The sequence below is a fragment of the Micromonospora sp. WMMD998 genome (assembly GCF_029581235.1).
Taxonomy (GTDB): domain Bacteria; phylum Actinomycetota; class Actinomycetes; order Mycobacteriales; family Micromonosporaceae; genus Micromonospora.
Window position 1 is genome coordinate 1,060,477 of the sequence record NZ_CP120740.1, and the last position, 15,896, is coordinate 1,076,372.

Here is a 15,896-nt window from a genome sequence, read left to right on the forward strand (position 1 = left end):
GCTCGGTCGTGTCGACACGCTCCGGGCATGCGGAAGCGCGCCCGGATCTGCCCGGCCGGGCCTCGGCCGCCACCGCTTGCATTTACCTGTGCTGATCTGTCGGGAATGTGGAACTGATGTCTCCGGTCGGGCTCCGACGCCAATTGATCGGGGGTTGCGTCGTACCCAAGGGGCGAGCATAGGCTGACGTGCGCCGATGCAACAGAGGCAATTCACGTGAACACGGTGAGTGAAGACGGGTGGTGGCGGCCGGTGGATGTCCGGACGGTGACGAGCGGGCCGCCAACGGCCCGGCCGGGCGCAGGCGTGTGCCCGTCCGCACCCCTCCGCCCGTGCCCGGCGGCCCGGTTCCCGCCCACCGGTATGGGTGGGGACCGCCCGGGTCGTCCGATCCGTTCCGCCGACCGGACGCACCCGGCCCGCCCCGCCCGAACCGGCCGGCGGAACGCCCCTTTCCGCGCCATCCGCAACACGGCGATCACTGCCCCATCACGCTGCGTGTTGCAGGATGCAAGCGACGGCGTCCGAACGGGGGAGTCGGTGTGACCGCCGAACGGATCCACCACCCCACCCCGCCGGCCACCGGCCGCCACCCGGTCGTGCGGCTGCTGGCCACTCTCGCGGTCGGGCCGCCCATCCGGCTGGCGGTGGCCCGCTACGCCGTACCGCCGGATCGTCCCGACCGCACGGGGTGCGACGCCTGCGGCGCGCCGATCGGGCTGGACCGACCCCTGCCGGCGCTCGGGCCGGCGGCCCGCTGCCCGGCCTGCCGCGCCCGGATCGGCGCGCCGCCCGCCGTGGCGGAGGTGGCGCTGCTCGTCGCGGTGGCCGTGCTGGCGCTGGCCGGCGGACCGCTCGGCGCGCGGCTGGCGCTTGCCTGGTGGCTCGCCTGGGCGGTGCCGATGGCGCTCGTGGACGCCGCGGCGCACCGGCTGCCCGACCGGCTGACCTGGCCCGCCGCGGCCGGCACCTGGGCGCTGCTCGGGGTGGCCGCGCTGACCGGGCCCGGCCCGTCGCCCTGGCTGCGGGCCACCGCGGCCGGGCTGGCGCTCGGCGCCGGCTTCGCGGCGACCACCCTGCTGTTCGGCAGCCGGGGGTTCGGCCTCGGCGACGCCAAACTGGCCCTGGGCGTCGGCGCGCTGCTCGGGTGGCACGGCTGGCCGGTGCTGGTGACCGGGCTGGTGCTCGCGTTCGCCCTCGCCGCGCTGGCCGCGCTGGCGCTGCTCGCCACCCGGCGGCTCCGCTGGTCCAGCCACCTCCCGTTCGGACCGTTCCTCATCCTCGCCACCGCCGCCACCCTCGTGCTGGTGTAAGGAAGGGGCCCTTATTAACGCCTCCGGTATAGGCGGGGGCCCCGCTTAACGCCCCGCGCCCCGGTCACCCGGCGACTGGGCCGGCACGCCCGACATCTGCTCGACGATCTTCTCCAGCGCCTCGAACGCGTACGCCCAGTTGTGGCACTTGAAGCTGCGCAGGCCGGCGATCGGGGTCCGGCAGTCGGCACAGTGGACGCCCGGCACCGCGTCCGGCACCTCGGTGTTCACGTACTTGCGCTCGCCGAGCACCACCCGGGCGATCATCGTCTTGTCGTGCACCCCGTGCAGCGCCGACGAGACGATGTCGTACCAGGTCACCCGGCGCCCGCACTTGGGGCAGTCCGGCTCGTCGCCGCTGACCCACAGCGGCGCGCCGATGCTGTGCGCCGGAATCTCCAGCAGCCGTTCCAGCCGGCGTACGTCCGCCTCCGGGGTGGTCCACCGGTGCCGCCCCGGCAGCGAGGCGGGCGAGTCGTAGACGGCGCGGAACAGGGCCGGGTCGACCTCCACGGTCTGCCGTCCATCGGTCATCGGTACCTCCTCGCCACGGCGGGTCAGCGGTGTGTCGCCCAGAGTGCTACACATCAGGGCGTGACGGAGGCTGAAACGCGACCCAACGTGGCCCGGATGTATGACTACTACCTGGGCGGCTGCCACAACTTCGCCGCCGACCGGGCCGCCGCCGAGGAGATTCTGAAGATCTTTCCGGATACCGGGGTGGCGGCCCAGACCAACCGCGCCTTCCTCCGCCGGGCCGTGCGGTGGGCGGCCGAGCAGGGCGTACGCCAGTTCCTCGACGTCGGGGCCGGGCTGCCCACCCAGGGCAACGTGCACGAGGTGGTCCGTGCGGTGCGCCCCGACGCCCGGGTGGTCTACGTCGACCACGACGAGGTGGCCGTCGCGTACGCCCGGCGGCTGCTGCCCACCGACGGCGGTCGCACCGTCGTGGTCCGGGGTGACCTGCGGCGGCCCGACGAGCTGCTGGCCGACCGGGCCGTGCGGGCCACGCTCGACCTGGCCGAGCCGGTGGCGCTGCTGCTGGTCGCGGTGCTGCACTTCGTGCCCGACTCGGACGACCCGTGGGCGGCCGTGGCCCGGCTGCGCGACGCCACCGCCCCGGGCAGCCTGCTCGCGCTCTCGCACCTGACGTTGGACGGCGCGCCGCCGATGCCCGCGCGGGCGGGCACCGAGATCTACCGGCGCAGCAGCGCGCCGCTGGTGCCCCGCACCCACGCCGACGTGGCCCGCTTCCTCGACGGGTACGACCTGGTGGAGCCCGGTCTGGTCCGGCTTGCCGACTGGCGGCCGGACGGCGAGCCGCGGGCGGCGGTGTCGCACGGCTACGGCGGGGTGGGCGTGCGCCGCTGAGCCCTGGTCCGGCCGCCGCTCAACCCAGGCCGCGGTGGGCGGCCCAGAGCGCGCCGGCCCGGTCGGCGGCGGTCGCCACCAGCGCCGCCAGCTCCGGCCGGTCCGGCACCCGGAACGACACGTACGCGCCGCGGCCACCCGCCGTGGGCCGGCCGTACGCCTTGGCGGCGAGGTGCCCGTCCGGCAGCAGCCGGACGTTGAGCGTGGTCAGGGTGAACTCCTCGCCGCGCCGGGTGTCGGTCCAGCGCAGCGCCTCCGGGATGGCCACGTTGATGGCGAGGGCGTTGACGTCGGGCGCCGCGTCGCTGCTCATCGGGGCATCGTCGCACGGCGGCTCAGCGTCGTCTCGCGGGTCATGTGGGACAGCTTCGCCGGGTTGCGCACCGCGTAGAGGCCGGTGATCCGGCCGTCGCCGAGGCGTACCGCCACCACCGTGTCCAGCTCGCCGTCGAGCCGGACGACGAGCGCCGGGCAGCCGTTGACCTCCGTCGGCTCCATCGACGCCACGGCGGCGACCCGGCCCCACCCGCCGGTGACCAGGCGGGCCACCTTGTCGGCGCCGGTGACCGGGCGCGGGATCGCCTGCTTGACCCCGCCGCCGTCGCCCACCAGCACCACGTCCGCGGCGAGCACGGCCAGCAGCGACCGCAGGTCACCCGTCTCGACCGCCCGCCGGAAGGCGTCGAGCGCGTCCCGGGTCTCGGCCGGGGAGACGGTACGGCGGGGGCGGCGCGCCGCCACGTGGGCGCGGGCCCGGTGCGCGATCTGGCGTACCGTGGCCGGGCTCTTCTCGACCGTGTCGGCGATCTCGTCGTATCCGACGTCGAACACCTCACGCAGCACGAACACGGCCCGCTCGGTCGGCGCGAGCGTCTCCAGCACCAGCAGCATGGCCATCGAGACGCTGTCGGCGAGCGCCACGTCGTCGGCCACGTCGGGCGCGGTGAGCAGCGGCTCGGGCAGCCACGACCCGACGTACGACTCCTTGCGCCGGCCCAGCGTCCGCAGCCGCGTCAATGCCTGGCGGGTGGTGATCCGCACCAGGTAGGCGCGGTGGTCGCGAACCTGGTCGAGGTCGACGCCGGCCCACCGCAGCCAGGTCTCCTGGAGCACGTCCTCCGCGTCGGCCGCCGAGCCGAGCAGCTCGTACGCGACGGTGAAGAGCAGGTTCCGGTGGGTGAGGAAGTCCTCGGTGGCCCGGTCCGCCATGGCGTGCTCCCGTCCGCTCGGCTGCGTTCCCCACCAGACGCCCGCCGCCGGTCCGGTGTGACACCTCGCCGTTGTGGTGGTCGTCACCGGGTAGGGAAATCCCTACCCCAACAGGGCGGTTCAACCACATTGTCGACTCCCTCTCGCGTCGACACGCTGTATGAGATCGAAAGCGCGAGGGGATCATGCATGAACAAGTCTTATGTCAGTCGACGCACTGTTCTCGCCGGCTCCGCCGGGGTGTTCGCGGGAGCGGCTCTGTCCTCGTCGCCCGCGATGGGTGAGGAACCATCGATCCGGTCCCGCGCCGTGGTGATCGACGACGTCACCGTGATCGACGGGACGGGTGCCCGCCCGAAGCACAATCAGCGGGTCCTGCTGCGTGGCCGCCGGATTGCCGCGATCGGTCCCCGCGCATCCGTCGAGGTGCCGAGGGCCGCCACAGTGGTCAGTGGCACCGGGAGGTTTCTCATCCCCGGGCTCGCCGATCTTCATGTGCACTCCAGCCCGCTGCCGGACATCTTCCCGCCGCTGTACATCGTCAACGGCGTCACCACCGTCCGGGAGATGGGCGCCAACCCGCTGGTGAGCCAGTGGCGGCAGGAGGTCGCGGCCGGCACGCGGATCGGCCCGCTCTGGACGATCGGAAGTGACATCGTGGACGGTTCGCCCTCGCTCTGGGAGGGCATCGGCGTTCCCTATCTCAAGGTCGCGAATGCGGCAGAGGCCCGAGCCGTGGTGCGTCAGGAAAAGGCGAAGGGCGCCGATTTCATCAAGACCTACACGCGGTTGTCCCGGGAGTCGTTCCTTGCCCTCGCCGACGAGGCCCGTCGTCAGCGGATTCCGTTCCTCGGGCACGTGCCGGACTTCGTCTCCCTGACCGAGGCGAGCAACGCCGGGATCAGGACTGTGGAACACCTGTTCCAGATCTGGTACGACACGTCGAACCGTGAGGCGGCCATCAGGCGTCAGGTCGAGGAGGTGCCGATCGGGCCGGGTGAGTACGGCGGTTGGTACGCGAAGATGCATCCGCTGGAGTACGCGGCGGCGCGCAGTCACGACCGGCGGAAGGCGAGGCGCGTCTTCCAGCACCTCGCCCGCAACGGAACCCGGGTCACCCCGACGCTCTCCGTCCACCAGCTCGGTGACATGCCACAGGACGTCGACCTCGACGACCCACGCTTGCGCTATGTCCCCGCGGACCTCCTGGCGAGCTGGGAGTGGAGCCGGCGGGAGATCTACATGAAGGACCGGACCCCGGCCGTCGACGCCGAGAAGCGCGAACTCTTCCAGCGCCGGCTGGAACTGGTCGCCGAGATGGCGGAGGCCGGCGTGCGCCTGCTGGCCGGGACCGATGTCGGCGCTTCGTACATCCTGCCCGGCTTCAGCCTGCACGACGAGCTTCAGCTCCTGGTCCGCGCGGGCCTGAGCCCGATGCGGGCCCTGATCGCCGCCACCGCGGAGCCGGCGAGCCTTCTCGGCCACCACGACCGCGGCACGGTCGAGGTCGGCAAGGTCGCCGACCTCGTCCTCCTCGACGGCGACCCGCTGCGGGACATCCGCAACACCGCGCGCATCAATTCGGTGGTGGTGAACGGCACGCTCATCACGTCCGGCCAGCGTGAGCGCATGCTGCGCGACATCCGGGCCGCCGCGCGGCAGCCCCTTCCGGCCGGCGTCAACGCCAGGCCCGCCTGCGCGTGCCACGGCGGGTGACGATCGCCCGTGGGCGTACCCCGGTCGGCGTCGCGTTGCGACGGCGGCCGGCGCCCGCCGCTGTGGTGGTCGTCACCGGGCGACGGTGTCACGTCGTGCTCGCCGCCGGCATCTCATGGTCGTCCGAACGACACGCCACCGGAGGGGACGCCACCATGGAGACCCGGATCAACCTGTTCGAGAACCCGATCGCCGCGAGGTTCATGAAGCGGTTCGCCAACGCCGGCACGGTCCTGCACCAGTCGCCGCTGCCGTACTCGACCCAGGAGTTGGTGTCGCTGCGGGCCAGCCAGATCAACGGCTGCGGCTGGTGCATCGACATGCACACCAAGGAGGCAGCCGCCGCCGGAGAGAGCGTGGTCCGGCTGCACCTGGTCGCCGCCTGGCACGAGTCGAGCGTGTTCACCGAGGCGGAGCGGGCCGCGCTGGCGTTCGCCGAGGAGGGCACCCGGCTCGCCGACGCCCACCTGGGGGTGTCCGACGAGACGTGGGCGCAGGTGCGCGAGCACTACGACGACGACCAGATCGCGACGTTGATCTGCCTGGTCGGGCTGATCAACGCGGCGAACCGGTTCGCGGTGATCGCGCACCAGCAGGGCGGCTCGTACGAGGCGGGGATGTTCGCCGCCGCGCTGCGCTGACCGACGGGGAGCGGCCCGGCCCGGGACCGTCCGGGTCGGGCCGCTACCGGTCGCCGTCGTGGGCCTGCTCAATCTCGGTGATGGACCGGCGTAGGGCGGCGGCGTTGCTCGGACCGCGCAGCAGGTGTCCGGTCTCCTTCAGCGCATCGTATTCGGCGAGTGGCACGATGACCTCGGCGAACCTCTCGGCGAGGGACCTGAACACTGAGCTTGCGATCAGAAATCGAAAGCGGCGCTGATCTTGCCCGGCCATACTGGGTTCATGAAGCTTGCTGAGGCTCTCGCGCTGCGGGCGGATGCGACTCGGCGCGCCGAGCAGCTCCGATCCCGCATCGCCGCCAGCGCCCGCTACCAGGAGGGCGAGTCACCCGCCGAGGACGCTCCGGCACTCCTCGCGGAGGTGGGTGCCGCCCTCGGCGAGCTGGAGTCGCTGATCCGGCGGATCAACCGGACCAACGCCGCGACCGAGGTGGACGGCGGCACGCTCACCGACGCGCTCGCTCGTCGTGACGTGCTTCGCCTGCGGCACAGCGTGGTCACCTCGGCGGCCGACGCCGCCGCCGGAGAGGGGCAGCGGGGCTACCGGCAGTTGCGGTCGGAGCTGAAGATGATCCCGGCGCTTCCGGTGGCGGAGTTGCGCCGACAGGCGGACGACCTAGCCCGGCAGGTACGCGAGGTGGACACGCTGATCCAGCGGACGAACTGGGAGATCGATTTGCTCGACTGACGGGCTGCGGAGCAGGTAGCCGACGTGGAGGCGTGCACGCCCCCGAGAGCCGGCGGGTAATCCGGCTCACTCCTGGCGCGCCGTGGGCAGGCGTGGGGGTTCGATTCCCCGATACACATCGCACGCCCAGCACCGCTCACAGGTGACGGCGCACGGAGCACGGCACACTACCGAGTGCAGATCCACGGCGGCGAGGGTGGGACAGGGGACTTCCGCAGCCCGAAAAGGACTCCCTTGGGTGATTGGGTAGGGGTGCCGACTGGAGGAGAACCACCAGTGCCACCGCAGTACCGCTACCAGCAGGTAGCCGACGACATGGCACCGGATCAAGTCTGGTGAGTTTCCGCCCGGCTCGCGCCTGCCGAGCAGTGCGAGGTGTCCAGCTTCGTTGCCGACCGCGTGTATCTCATGCCCAAGATGCAGGGGCTCACGGAGTCGCTGCCGGGCGCCGGCGTGTTCGTAAAGGAAAGCGCCCCAGGCCAGGGACTGTCTAGCGTCCCGAACATGGGCCGCCGTCTGATGGGTGCGTACGAGATTCGTACCCGGCTGGGCGTCAGTCGCCAGCGCGTGGAGCAGTTGATGAAGCGCCTTGACTGGCCGGAGCCGTACGAGACGCTGGCGACGGGCCGCGTGTGGCGCACCGAGGACATCGAAGCCTGGATCCGCGAGCACCGGCCGCACCTCGACGAGCAGGAGTAACGAACCTCCGACCTTTGGGTGTGTTTGTTGTCGCTCCGGCAACCACAAACGCACCCAGAGTCAACTCCCGCCGCCCGCACGCGGTCTGGTGCTGCCGGAAACTGATTCGTAGTCTGGTGCGGCACGTTTCGGGTCGACGGTGGGAGGGGTTCGCGCTGCTGTCGAACCGGAGCCTCGCCGACGTACCGTCCGATCGCGTCGGCGCCCTGCCCGCCGCGGACACCGACGCCCTCGCGATGCTTGTCGCCCGCGACCATCCGGACCTGGCCGCCGTGGTCCACCGCCCGGCCACCCGGCACGCGATGCCGGCGGATGTCGTGCACGCCGCGCTGGAGCGGCTCGAACAGGTCGCCGTCGAGCTGCTGCCGGCGTGGCTGCCCGAGGTCGCGGACGGGGTGCGTCCGGACACGGCCGGGCTCGCGGCGATCCGGGGCGCGGCCACCGCACGGGCACGCCGTGACCGGTTTCCCGGGTCCTTCCTGCCGGACCTCGCCGTCTTCGCGGTGACCGGCCGGCGTCCCGCCACCGCGCCGCTTCCGGCGCGTACCCGGGCCGCCGCGCTGGCGCGCCTCGTCGCCGCCGCGTTCGGGCGGCGGCGGGTGGTGCTGCTCGTCGAACCGGCGGGCGGCGACGGCGCGGTGGTCGCGGCCGGGGCCGGCTGGCTCGTGCAGCACGGCGGCCCGGCGGTCTGGTTGCTCGGCGCCGGCGCGGCCGGGCTGGACGGGCTACCGGAGTTCCGGGTCGCGCCGCCCGCCGTCGCGCCGCCGGCCACCGCGCCGCCCGCCGTCGTGCCGCCCGCCGTCGTGCCGCCCGACTCGCCGGACGACCACGAGGCGGTGGTGGGCAAGCCGCACCCGGCGAGCGACGCGGAGAAGCGGCTGGAGGCGGCGCTCGCCGCCGAGAGCTGGGCGGCCGGGCGGCGGTGGAACCAGAGCTGGCGGTCGCACCGCCTGGCCGCGCCGATCCGGCTCGATCTCCTGTGGCCCGACGAGCGGTGCGTGGTCGAGATCGACGGACCGGAGCACTGCCGGCCGGTCCACTTCGAGGCCGACCGGCAGCGCGACGTGCACCTGCAACTGGCCGGCTACGCCGTCCTGCGCTTCACCAACGCCCGGGTAAATCACGACGTCGGCGCCGTGGTCCAGCAGATCGGTACGTATCTGCGGGCCCGTCGCCGGGACATTGCGGAAGGACGGCACCATGGCCGGCGATGACCTGACGGCATCCGAGAGCGCGATCCTCGTCGTGCTCATGGCCGAGGCGCGGGAGGTGTTGAACACCGAGCTGCGCGACCGCTACCACCTGGACGTACGCAAGCCGCAGCGGGACAAGCTCACCCGCCTGCACTACGTCGCCAGCCGCAAGAGCGGATCGACGTACGCCCTCCAACTCGACGACAAGGGCTGGGTGCGGATGCAGGGCGACCTCGACTTCGCGCTGCGCGGCGCGTCCGCGCTCGGCGCGGCGCTGACCGCCCTCCAGACCAACCTGCGGGATCGGGTGCTGGCACGCAGCGGCTGCGCGACGCTCGCCGAGCTGTTCGCGCTCACCGACGTGCGGGCGTCGGCCCCGGCGCCGGCCGACCCGGCCGGGGCGCTCACCGCGCGCGTCGTCAGCGCCTGTCGGGCGCTCGCCGACGAGCCGGGGGCCTGGGTGAGCCTGCGCCGGCTCCGCCCGTTCTTCGCCGACGTGCCGCGTGACGACCTGGACGAGGCGTTGCGCCGGCTCAGCCGGGAGCCCGACGTGACGATCGCCCCGGAGTCGAATCAGAAGACGCTCACCGAGGCGGACATCAGGGCGGCGCTGCGCCTCGGCGGGCAGGAGAACCACCTGCTGGCGATCGGCGGGGAATGAACGAGGCGGAACGGACCGCGCTGGCGGCCCTGCGGTTCGACTGGGCGCCGGTCCCCGACGACGTGTGGCGACCGTTGCCCTTCCACGTCGACGGGTTGCACGTCCCGGCCGTCCGGGACGTGCTCGCCGGCGTGGCGGAGGCCGAGGCGAATCCCCACGGCAGCCCGCTCGGCCTGGTCGTGCAGGGCCAGCGGGGGTCCGGCAAGACGCACCTGCTGGGCGTGATCCGCCAGCAGGTGCAGGAACGGGGCGGCTACTTCTTCCTGGTCGGCCTGCTCGACGCGGAGAACTTCTGGGACGGTGTGCTGGCCGCGATGCTCGACGGCCTGGCCCGGCCGGTGCCCGGCAGCCCGGAGACCCAGCTCAAGTTGCTGCTGCGGCGGTTGTCGGCGCTTGTGGGCGCGCCCCGGACGGCACGCCGGGCGGTGATGGGCGACACCGAGCTGACCCGCGCGGCGCTCGACGCGTTCCTGGACGGGCTGGGCGACTTCGACCGGCACGCGGCCCGGACGTGCCAGGAGACCGCGCGGGCGCTCGCCTTGAGCGCTTCCGAGGACATCTCCCACCGCGACCTGGCGGAGAACTACTTCCTCTCCGGCGAGGAGGTCGTCGCGGGCGAACGCGCGGTGTGGGGGATGCGCCGGATGCCCCGCCCGGCCCAGCAGATCGTGCAGGACCTGTCCTGGTTGCTGGCGCTCACCGGGCCGTCGGTCGTGGCGATCGACCAGATCGACACGTTGATCGCCCAGTTGGCGATCCAGAGCGACCCGTCGCTCGTGGGTGCCGCCGCGATGAGCCCGGAGCAGGCGCTGATGCTGGCGCGGATGGCGGACGGCCTGATGTCGCTGCGGCAGACGACCCGACGCACGCTCACGGTCCTCGCCTGCATCCCGAACTCGTGGACCATCATCCGGTCCACCGCCGCCGACACGGTGGCCGACCGGTTCCGGGAGACGCCGACGTTGCGCCGGATCGACGACGCCGACCTCGCGCGGGCGATCATCGAGAAGCGGTTCGACCTCCGTTACCGGGACGTCGGGTTCGTCCCGCCGTACCCCTCGTGGCCGGTGTCCCCGCGCGCCTTCGCCGCGGCGGGGGCGTTCACCCCGCGCCAGCTCCTGATCGAGATCGACGGGCACATCCGGGCGTGCCTCGCCACCGACGAGGTGCGGGAGATGACAGGCCTCGGCGAGCCGCCCACGGCGGAGCCCCGGGAACCCCGGCCCGCTCCCGTCACGGTCGGCGGTGCGGAGATGGCCCGCTACGACGCCCGCTTCGCCGAGCTGAAGGCCGCCGCCGACGTCCGCGCGCCCCGGGAGCGGGCGTCCGAGGACGCGGTGATGCCGGCGCTGCTCGCCGCCGGGCTCACCGCCTGGATCCTGGAACGCGGCGACGCCGGTGAGGCGTTCAGCGTCGACCCGCCGCCGAGCACCGATCCGCCGCTGCACGCCCGGCTGCGCCTGACGCTCGACGAACGCACCGAGGACCAGGTGCACTGGTGTTTCCGGGCGATCAGCGACGACCACCACGGCAACGCGGCGCTGGCCCGGCTGCGTAAGGCGTGCGTGGCGTCGGCCCTCGACACCGGGATGGCCAAACGCAGGCTGTTCCTGTTGCGCAACCGCGAGTGGTCGGCGAGCGCGGCCACCCGGAAGGCGGTCGACGCGTTCACCGAGGCGGGCGGGCAGACCATCGGCCTGGACGAGGCGGACCTGCGCGTCCTCTCGGCGCTGCGGGTCATGCTCGCCGAGGCCACCATGGACCTTCAGGGCTGGTTGGCCGACCGCCGGCCGACCCGGGAGCTGACGTTCCTCACGCACGCGCTGGCGGACGTGGACCGCTGGACGGCGGCCGGCGGACCGCCCGCGCCGCCGCCCGCCGGGACGGCCGCGGCGGTCGAGTCCGAAACCAGGCCGGCGTCCGGGCCCGCGTCTGCGACCAGGTCCGCGTCGGCCGCCGAGCCGTCGTTCGTCGTCGGGCACGGGTACGACGACGGCACGCCCGTCCCGGTGGCGCTGGAGGCGCTGCGGAAGCACACCACGATCTTCGCCGGCTCCGGCTCGGGCAAGACCGTGCTGATCCGTCGCATCGTCGAGGAGTGCGCGCTCGCGGGGGTCTCCGCCATCGTGCTCGACCCCAACAACGACCTGGCCCGCCTCGGCGAGGCGTGGCCCGAGCCGCCCCCCGGGTGGCGACCGGGCGACGCGGACCGGGCCGCGGACTACCTGGCGCACACCGACGTGGTGGTCTGGACGCCGCGTCGCAGCTCGGGTCGTCCGCTGAGCTTCCAGCCGCTGCCCGACTTCACGAGCGTGCGGGACGACCCGGACGAGTTCGGCGAGGCGGTCGAGGCGGCTGTCGCGGCACTGGCGCCACGCGCCATGGTCACCGGCCGGGCCACCCGGGCGCATCTGGGCCTGGCGGTGCTGCGCAAGGCCGTCGAGCACTACGGCCGGCGCGGCGGTTCCCGGCTGAAGGGCCTCGTCGACACGCTGGCCGACCTGCCGGACGGGATCATCGACCTGGAGGACGCCGAGAAGATCGGCCTCAGCCTGGCCCAGACACTCACCGCCGCCATGGTGAACGACCCGCTCTTCGGTGGCGAGGGCACGCCGATGGACCCCGGCGTGCTGCTCACCCCCGCCGCGGGCAAGCGGGCCCGGGTGTCGGTCGTCAGCCTGGTGGGGTTGCCGTCGGACGACGTACGCCAGAGTTTCGTCAACCAGCTCCAGATGGCGCTCTTCGCCTGGATCAAGAAGAACCCGGCCGGCGACCGTCCACTGCTGGGGTTGCTGATCATGGATGAGGCGCAGACGTTCGCGCCGTCCGGGGCGATGACCGCGTGCACCCAGAGCACGCTGGCGCTCGCGGCCCAGGCCCGGAAGTACGGGCTCGGGCTGGTCTTCGCGACACAGGCGCCGAAGGGGCTGCACAACCGCATCCCGGGCAACGCGGCCACCCAGTTGTACGGCCTGATGAACAGCCCGATCCAGATCGAGGCGGCGCGCGAGATGGCTCGGGCCAAGGGTGGCGACGTGCCGGACATCTCCCGGCTGACCGTGGGCGAGTTCTATCTCGCCGCCGAGGGCGCGGCGCCGCGGAAGATCCGGACGCCGCTGTCGCTGACCCACCATCCGCGCAGCCCGCTCACCGTCGAGGAGGTGTTGCACCGGGCGCGCGGTCCACAGTGAAGCTCGTGTCACTGAGGGTTACCGGCGGCGAGGCGCTCGCGCTGGGTTCCGCAAGCATGACTTTCTGCTTTGTGTCGAGGTCAAGACACTGATCACCGATCTCCCCGAACATTGTGGACGATGAGCTGTCTACATTGCCGCCCTGCCACGGATAGTAATTGGCGAACCGAAGGGGCCAAGGGGGAACGATGAACGAAGCACTGGCGGAACCGCTTACCGGCTATCAGGTGACGGCCGTGGCCGTAGCCGTCGCCGGAGTGGTGGGGGGCCTGGTGCGGGCCTGCGTGGCGTACCGGGCGCGGATACACGCCGAACGCGAGGCCACGACACGTACGACAGCCCGGGTGACCTGGCTGATCCGGCTCACCGAGGCCGACCACGACGTGGTGCGGATCGTGGAGCGTGACCGTGACGGTCATCGCGAGGTGGAACTGGGCGTCCGTGACCTGCCGAAGTCCGGGATCACCAGGGAGGCGGCGTGAGCGACATCCAGGGCACCGCCGCCCGGACACCGGCCGACGACGAGGATGCGCGCCGGGCGGAGGCCCTCCGCGTGAAGGCCGACCACGACCGGGAGTTCGCCACCTTCGTCGAGGGCTCCTACCACACCGTGGAGCGGATCCTCCGGTCCGTGTGGTGGGACCGCGAGGTGGTGGCGGACGCGCTGCACGAGGCGTACCTGCACGCGCGGGTCAAGTGGCCCGAACTCCGGGACCATGTCCGGCCGATCGGCTGGATCGTGCGTACGGCCCGGTTCAACCTGCTCAAGGACCGGGACCGGCGTCAGCGGGAAGCCGCGGTGGCGCCGGAGGACCTGCCGCCGGCGCCGCACTCCGACATCGCGGACGTGTGGGAGGCGCAGGAGACGTTGCGGGCCTGGCTGCGTCAGCTTCCGGCGCGGCACGCCGAGGTGTTCCAGATGTCCCGGGAGGGCTTCTCCAACCAGGAGATCTCCCGCATCCTCGGGCTGACCGAGAACAGCGTCCGGTGCTACAAGGCCGCCGCCAAGCGAGGTCTCGGTGAGTTGGCCGAGAAGGCCGGCTTCACCCGTTCGTCCGGCCGGCGGGGTCAGGGGGGAAGCCGTGGATCTCGATGACCTTCTGGCGATGGCCGAGATCAGGCCCAGCCCGCTGGAGCTGGCCCGTGCCCGCCGCGTCGCGCGTACCGTGCAGAGCCGGTACGACCTCTCGCTCGCCGAAGGCTACGAGATCATGGTCGATGCCGACCTCGTCGACCCGGTGACCTGGAAGGCCGATGAGGTGACCCGGGTGGCGCGCGCCGCGCAGTTGTCGAAGCTGGGCACGATCACGTGGATGGCCGGCGGGCCCGGCTGCCTCGGCCGGCTCTTCTGGTCGGACGAGATGGCGCTGATCTTCGGGCACGCGCCGGGAACGCGGCGCCTCACCCCCGAGACCGTCCTCGACCTCATCCATCCGGGGGACGCCGAACGGGTCCGCGCGGTCGTGCGGGCCGCGTGGGAGCGGCACCGTCCCGACGAGGTCCGCTTCCGGGTGGTCCAACCGGGGGGCCGGATCCGCCACGTGCACTGCCACCTCGAAATACTCACCGCCGCGGACGGCCCGTCGGGGATCATCGCGACCGGGGAGGACGTCACCGCGTTCGAGCTGGCCCGGCAGGAGCGTCGCCGGCTCGCCGTCCGCAGCCGGATGCTCAGCACCGACCTGGACGTACCGGACGTCCTGACCGGGCTGCCGACCCGTGCGTACGTGATCGACGAGGTGGACCGGGCGCGTCGCAGCACCGGCGGGGCGCTCGTCGTGGTGGCGACCGAGCCCGCCACCCGGCTGCCCGACGCGCTCACCGACGAGGACCGCGACCGGGTGACGGCAGAGGTCGCCCGGGTTCTCCGCGCGGTCGTCGGGGAGAAGGTGACAGGTGGGCTGGTGGGCTCCGGCTCGTGGGGGGTGCTCCTCACCCCGGCCGACGACTATCCGGAAACCGCGGAGAGCCTGGCGGTCAGGATCGTCGAAACGTTCCGCAACCACCTGTTCAGCGTGCGGCAGAAGCCGTTGCGGTTCACCATCTCGGCCGGCGTGGTCCACTTCGGCAGCGGCGTGCCCGCCACCGGGTTCGACCTGCTCATCGATGGCGAGAACGCCGCCCGCGACGCGCGCCGGAACGGCACCGCCGTCACCGTCCTCGACCGGCCGGTCGAGGAGAGGGAGCGGACGGACCGATGCCGCGACCGGATCCGGCGCGTGGTCAAGGCCAACCGGTTCGCCCTCTACGCGCAGCCCATCGTCGATCTCCAACTCAACCAGGTCACCCGGCACGAGATCCTGTTGCGGGTGCGCAGCGACACCGGTCAGCCGGTCGCACCCTGGGCCTTCCTCGACATGGCCGAGCGGGTCGGGGAGATCCTCACGGTGGACAAGTGGGTCGTCGACCACGCCCTGGAACTGATCGGCCGGGGCGCACAGACCTCCCACTACCAGGTGAACATCTCCGGCCGGTCGCTCGCCGACCCGGGGCTGCTCGCCTTCGTGACCGACGCGATCGACAGGCACCGGGTCAAGCCGGAGTGCCTGACGTTCGAGATCACCGAGACCGCGCTGATCGAGAACCGGAACGAGGCCACGGCCTTCGCCACCGGGATCCGAGAACTGGGCTGTCACCTGGCGCTCGACGACTTCGGCACCGGATACGGCACCCTCACTCACCTGAAACAGCTCCCGGTCGACCTGGTCAAGATCGACGGGACGTTCATCGTCGACCTTTGCCGGTCCCCGGCGAGTCAGGCGGTCGTGTCGACGCTTGTCGAGCTGTGCCACACGCTCGGCATCCGGGTCGCCGCCGAGTACGTCCAGGACGAGGAGACCATCGAGCTGCTGCGGACCTGCGGCGTCGACTTCGCCCAGGGCTACCGGACCGGACGACCCGAGCCGATCACGGTCGGCCGGAAGGAGGTGCAGACGGTGGAGCTGGAACTGCGGTTTCCGCCGCAGCACACCGCGCTCGGCTGAGACCTCGTCCGGCCCATCGGGTACGACGGCCGGGTCGGCGGCCGGCACGACGAGTTGCTCGGCGTCCATGCCGTGGGCGCGGTACCGCCCGGAAGTTTCCGGCCGACCGAGGGCTGTCCCCGGGTGGACGGCGTCAACGAAACGTTACGCCCGACAACTCTTGGTGGCTCCCGCCGAAGTGTCGCGTCCCG

The 15,896-nt window shown here is 72.4% G+C and carries 16 protein-coding genes; 12 read left to right on the plus strand and 4 right to left on the minus strand.

Annotated features, from left to right (window positions below; genetic code table 11):
• Positions 1-542: 542 nt before the first annotated feature.
• Positions 543-1,313, plus strand: a complete 771-nt coding sequence (locus O7619_RS04985; RefSeq protein ID WP_282285985.1) for an A24 family peptidase — start codon at positions 543-545, stop codon at positions 1,311-1,313.
• A gap of 45 nt (positions 1,314-1,358) precedes the next feature.
• Here the strand turns inward: O7619_RS04985 and O7619_RS04990 are convergent, their stop codons facing one another.
• Entirely contained in the window at positions 1,359-1,847 is a 489-nt protein-coding gene (locus tag O7619_RS04990; protein WP_282285987.1) for a hypothetical protein, read from the minus strand.
• 60 nt (positions 1,848-1,907) lie between these two features.
• Between O7619_RS04990 and O7619_RS04995 the strand changes: the two genes are divergently transcribed.
• Entirely contained in the window at positions 1,908-2,684 is a 777-nt protein-coding gene (locus tag O7619_RS04995) for an SAM-dependent methyltransferase (protein WP_282285988.1), read from the plus strand.
• 19 nt (positions 2,685-2,703) lie between these two features.
• Here O7619_RS04995 and O7619_RS05000 read toward each other — a convergent pair whose 3' ends face one another.
• Positions 2,704-2,997: a hypothetical protein gene (locus O7619_RS05000; RefSeq protein WP_282285989.1), complete on the minus strand. Its 294-nt coding sequence runs from the start codon at positions 2,995-2,997 to the stop codon at positions 2,704-2,706.
• Positions 2,994-3,893 (minus strand): RNA polymerase sigma-70 factor, encoded by a 900-nt coding sequence (locus O7619_RS05005; protein WP_282285990.1) that lies wholly within the window; start codon positions 3,891-3,893, stop codon positions 2,994-2,996. Before O7619_RS05005 ends, O7619_RS05000 begins: the two co-directional genes overlap by 4 nt.
• On the opposite strand from O7619_RS05005, the gene O7619_RS05010 reads away from it, so the two are divergent.
• Positions 3,858-5,609: an amidohydrolase family protein gene (locus tag O7619_RS05010; protein WP_282285991.1), complete on the plus strand. Its 1,752-nt coding sequence runs from the start codon at positions 3,858-3,860 to the stop codon at positions 5,607-5,609. The genes O7619_RS05005 and O7619_RS05010 overlap by 36 nt on opposite strands.
• Positions 5,610-5,764: 155 nt before the next feature.
• Positions 5,765-6,250 (plus strand): carboxymuconolactone decarboxylase family protein, encoded by a 486-nt coding sequence (locus O7619_RS05015; protein ID WP_282288683.1) that lies wholly within the window; start codon positions 5,765-5,767, stop codon positions 6,248-6,250.
• A gap of 43 nt (positions 6,251-6,293) precedes the next feature.
• Here O7619_RS05015 and O7619_RS05020 read toward each other — a convergent pair whose 3' ends face one another.
• Complete coding sequence (locus O7619_RS05020; protein ID WP_282285992.1) at positions 6,294-6,455, minus strand: hypothetical protein; 162 nt, start codon at positions 6,453-6,455, stop codon at positions 6,294-6,296.
• A gap of 57 nt (positions 6,456-6,512) precedes the next feature.
• Here O7619_RS05020 and O7619_RS05025 point away from each other — a divergent pair, with 57 nt between their 5' ends.
• The 8 genes from O7619_RS05025 (at position 6,513) to O7619_RS05060 (ending at position 15,705) form a co-directional block, all read left to right on the plus strand.
• Positions 6,513-6,977, plus strand: a complete 465-nt coding sequence (locus O7619_RS05025; RefSeq protein WP_282285993.1) for a DIP1984 family protein — start codon at positions 6,513-6,515, stop codon at positions 6,975-6,977.
• A 375-nt stretch (positions 6,978-7,352) separates the two neighbouring features.
• The gene (locus O7619_RS30130; RefSeq protein WP_348774351.1) at positions 7,353-7,676 is read left to right on the plus strand and encodes a hypothetical protein; all 324 of its coding nucleotides are present in this window, start codon (positions 7,353-7,355) and stop codon (positions 7,674-7,676) included.
• Positions 7,677-7,792: 116 nt separating this feature from the next.
• A complete protein-coding gene (locus O7619_RS05035; protein WP_282285994.1) occupies positions 7,793-8,890 on the plus strand; it encodes a DUF559 domain-containing protein in 1,098 nt (365 codons plus the stop codon).
• The gene (locus tag O7619_RS05040; protein ID WP_282285995.1) at positions 8,877-9,530 is read left to right on the plus strand and encodes a hypothetical protein; all 654 of its coding nucleotides are present in this window, start codon (positions 8,877-8,879) and stop codon (positions 9,528-9,530) included. Before O7619_RS05035 ends, O7619_RS05040 begins: the two co-directional genes overlap by 14 nt.
• Positions 9,527-12,721: a DUF87 domain-containing protein gene (locus O7619_RS05045; RefSeq protein WP_282285996.1), complete on the plus strand. Its 3,195-nt coding sequence runs from the start codon at positions 9,527-9,529 to the stop codon at positions 12,719-12,721. The genes O7619_RS05040 and O7619_RS05045 overlap by 4 nt, the downstream gene beginning before the upstream one ends.
• A gap of 188 nt (positions 12,722-12,909) precedes the next feature.
• Positions 12,910-13,203, plus strand: coding sequence for a hypothetical protein (locus O7619_RS05050; protein WP_282285997.1), 294 nt, complete (start codon positions 12,910-12,912; stop codon positions 13,201-13,203).
• Positions 13,200-13,817 carry a sigma-70 family RNA polymerase sigma factor gene (locus O7619_RS05055; protein ID WP_282285999.1) on the plus strand — a complete coding sequence of 206 codons (618 nt, stop codon included), beginning with the start codon at positions 13,200-13,202 and terminating at the stop codon, positions 13,815-13,817. Before O7619_RS05050 ends, O7619_RS05055 begins: the two co-directional genes overlap by 4 nt.
• 10 nt (positions 13,818-13,827) lie before the next feature.
• Complete coding sequence (locus O7619_RS05060; protein ID WP_282286000.1) at positions 13,828-15,705, plus strand: GGDEF domain-containing phosphodiesterase; 1,878 nt, start codon at positions 13,828-13,830, stop codon at positions 15,703-15,705.
• Positions 15,706-15,896: the final 191 nt, after the last annotated feature.

Excerpts from the sequence above, each read along its gene's own strand:
- O7619_RS05050 (WP_282285997.1), top strand. The coding sequence starts at position 12,910 with ATGAACGAAGCACTGGCGGAACCGCTTACCGGCTATCAGGTGACGGCC.
- O7619_RS05045 (WP_282285996.1), top strand. The coding sequence starts at position 9,527 with ATGAACGAGGCGGAACGGACCGCGCTGGCGGCCCTGCGGTTCGACTGG.
- O7619_RS04990 (WP_282285987.1), bottom strand. The coding sequence starts at position 1,847 with ATGACCGATGGACGGCAGACCGTGGAGGTCGACCCGGCCCTGTTCCGC.
- O7619_RS05015 (WP_282288683.1), top strand. The coding sequence starts at position 5,765 with ATGGAGACCCGGATCAACCTGTTCGAGAACCCGATCGCCGCGAGGTTC.
- O7619_RS05060 (WP_282286000.1), top strand. The coding sequence starts at position 13,828 with ATGGCCGAGATCAGGCCCAGCCCGCTGGAGCTGGCCCGTGCCCGCCGC.
- O7619_RS05005 (WP_282285990.1), bottom strand. The coding sequence starts at position 3,893 with ATGGCGGACCGGGCCACCGAGGACTTCCTCACCCACCGGAACCTGCTC.
- O7619_RS05040 (WP_282285995.1), top strand. The coding sequence starts at position 8,877 with ATGGCCGGCGATGACCTGACGGCATCCGAGAGCGCGATCCTCGTCGTG.
- O7619_RS05025 (WP_282285993.1), top strand. The coding sequence starts at position 6,513 with ATGAAGCTTGCTGAGGCTCTCGCGCTGCGGGCGGATGCGACTCGGCGC.
- O7619_RS05000 (WP_282285989.1), bottom strand. The coding sequence starts at position 2,997 with ATGAGCAGCGACGCGGCGCCCGACGTCAACGCCCTCGCCATCAACGTG.